At 60.1% G+C, this 2,501-nt stretch carries 2 protein-coding genes and 1 pseudogene; 1 reads left to right on the top strand and 2 read right to left on the bottom strand.

What is annotated here, in order from left to right:
* Nucleotides 1-812 (bottom strand): annotated as a pseudogene (locus tag ACK5JE_RS10220) (integrase); the annotation flags it as partial.
* A gap of 293 nt (nucleotides 813-1,105) precedes the next feature.
* Here ACK5JE_RS10220 and ACK5JE_RS10225 point away from each other — a divergent pair.
* Nucleotides 1,106-1,999 (top strand): alpha/beta hydrolase, encoded by an 894-nt coding sequence (locus tag ACK5JE_RS10225; RefSeq protein ID WP_416801605.1) that lies wholly within the window; start codon nucleotides 1,106-1,108, stop codon nucleotides 1,997-1,999.
* On the opposite strand, the gene ACK5JE_RS10230 is transcribed toward ACK5JE_RS10225, so the two are convergent.
* Entirely contained in the window at nucleotides 1,994-2,194 is a 201-nt protein-coding gene (locus tag ACK5JE_RS10230) for a hypothetical protein (RefSeq protein ID WP_416801606.1), read from the bottom strand. The two genes, ACK5JE_RS10225 and ACK5JE_RS10230, sit on opposite strands and share 6 nt — an antisense overlap.
* Nucleotides 2,195-2,501 lie beyond the last annotated feature (307 nt).

Genomic DNA, 2,501 nt, shown 5'->3' on the forward strand with positions numbered 1-2,501 from the left:
AGCAGGGCGGCCACGCGGTGGTTGATGTATTCGCCGCCGTTATCGGCATGGACCCCGCGGATGCGAAACGGGAAGCAGGCGAGCATCTGTTCGAGCACGGGCAGCAGGAACGCCTCGGAGAGGCGTTCGCAACAGGCCACGACCTGCCACTGGGTGACGCAGTCTACGGCGTCGATGTGGTACACGCCCTTGATGCCGTCGTAGTCGCCCTGGTGCACGCTGTCGATGCGAATGAAGCCTGCGCGCCCTGCGGGCTTTGGAGCCTTTCTGATCGCGATGGAGACGGCCCGGCTGGGTCGGGTCGGCTCCCAGTGGCCGCGCGCCTGCCGGTAGCGCGCCTGGTGGCGCAGGTTGTACAGGTGGGAGACGGAGATCGTGGCCAGGCGCTCGTAGCGCGCGTCGCCGTAGACCAGCCAGGCGCGCTGGCACAGGTGGCGGGTGGCCGCCCCGCTCAGGTTCTCGTGCAGGGCATCAAGCCTGGCCAGCGCGGTGATGTCACCCTCGGTGTAGCGGCGCGTAAAGCCGTGCGCGGGCGCGTGGCGCTGCCCAAGCGGGGCGTGATCGCGGAATCGGGCGATCAATCGGCTCAGGTGCTGGCGTGAGTAGCCGCTGGTGGCCAGCAGGTAGCGGATGACCAGTCCCTTCTTGGCGCGAGTGAGCGAGGGGTATCGAAAGCGCTGCAGCACCGACAGGACGTGCGCGTGGCGCTGCGCCTCGGTGCCGTCGGCGACCTGTGGATCGAGCCCAGCGGTGCCGGCCAGAAATTGTTCCAGGCTCTCCAGGCTGGTGAGCCGTTCGTCGTGCAAGGTCAAGATCATCTCCCGATGATCGACGACCCGCGGCCAAAGCTCCAGACTCATCTGATGTTGGAATCACCAGGCCCCCTTCAGACTCATCTGATATTGGACAGGGCTTTCCTTAGCGTTGCGCCACGCAACGTGATATCCTGTTGCGCAACATGGGTGAGGGTGGTCGCCAATATGTTGTGATCACCGCCAGCGGAGCGCGCTACAACATCAAGGACTGGGCCGACTATATTGCCGCCTTCGCGCTGCCGGGTTGAATTTGCGCAACTGTATGACTGCATTATGAAAACGGATCTGATATGCGCAAAGACATTGAGTTTCAAACAGAAGACGGTGTGACCCTACGCGGCTGGCATTATGTGCCAGACGATACATCCGGTCCGTTTCCCATCATTGTAATGGCCCATGGCTATTCTTCGGTAAAGGAAATGTATCTGGACAGATTCGCCGAAGCCTTCGCCGAGGCGGGGCTGGCATCACTCGTCTATGATCACCGTAATTTCGGCGCGAGCGATGGTAGGATCCGTCAGGAGATCGACCCCTGGGTCCAGATATCCGACTATCGTGATGCCATTACTTTTGCCGAAACATTGCCAGACACGGACGCCGCGCGGATCGGCATTTGGGGGTCAAGCTTTTCCGGCGGGCATGTTCTTGTCGTGGCAGCATGGGATCGCCGCGTCAAGGCTGTCGTCTCGCAGGTGCCAGCCACCAACGGGCCTGAAAACGTCCGTCGACTTATCCGCGCCGACTTTGTGGAGCCAACCCGGCAGGCCATGGAAGAAGATCGCAGGAACCGCAAGAAGGGCGGCGCACCAGCGATGATTCCAGTCGTTGATGAGGATCCTACAGCGCAAGCGGCCCTGCCAACGCCGGACTCCTATCAATGGTATACGGGAACACAGAAAGAGCGGGCACCATCCTGGAAAAACGAGGTCACGCTGCGTTCGGTCGAAAAGTTCTTTGAATATAACCCAAGCGGCTACATTCCCTATATCAGCCCAACACCGCTGATGATGATTGTGGGAAATAACGACGTTGTGACCATTACCGATCTCGCGCTTTCGGCCTATGAGCAAGCTTTAGAACCCAAAAAGCTTGTCTTGCTCAATGGCGGGCATTTCGATGCCTATACGACCGATTTCGAGAATGCATCACGTCCCGCTATTGCATGGTTCCAAGAGCATTTATGAGACCTTTCCCGGGCATCCCAACCTTTTGGTCACGTTAGCAAAGATTTCGGCGGTTTGCTTGAGTTCAGCCAATGCCGCGCGCGCCTCGATGCAGGCTTTGAGCACGGCCCTGCTTTCCAGTTCGTGCGATGGGGGGAGCAAGGGCAGCAGGTTGTGGGGCTGCTCGGGGTGCCAGGCGAGGGCGGCGTTGGTCATGATGCAAAAACGATCTTTTATCGACACGTCCACAGCTTATGTCGCCGCCAGCGACACGTCAAGAAGGAGCCCTGTCCAATATCAGATGAGTCTGAAGGGGGCCTGGTGATTCCAACATCAGATGAGTCTGGAGCTTTGGCCGCGGGTCGTCGATCATCGGGAGATGATCTTGACCTTGCACGACGAACGGCTCACCAGCCTGGAGAGCCTGGAACAATTTCTGGCCGGCACCGCTGGGCTCGATCCACAGGTCGCCGACGGCACCGAGGCGCAGCGCCACGCGCACGTCCTGTCGGTGCTGCAGCGC

This window comes from Castellaniella sp. (assembly GCF_047971665.1).
Lineage (GTDB): Bacteria > Pseudomonadota > Gammaproteobacteria > Burkholderiales > Burkholderiaceae_B > Castellaniella.

What these genes read in the sequence shown, in the direction of transcription:
- ACK5JE_RS10225 (WP_416801605.1), top strand. Translation starts at nt 1,106, where the DNA reads ATGCGCAAAGACATTGAGTTTCAAACAGAAGACGGTGTGACCCTACGC.
- ACK5JE_RS10230 (WP_416801606.1), bottom strand. Translation starts at nt 2,194, where the DNA reads ATGACCAACGCCGCCCTCGCCTGGCACCCCGAGCAGCCCCACAACCTG.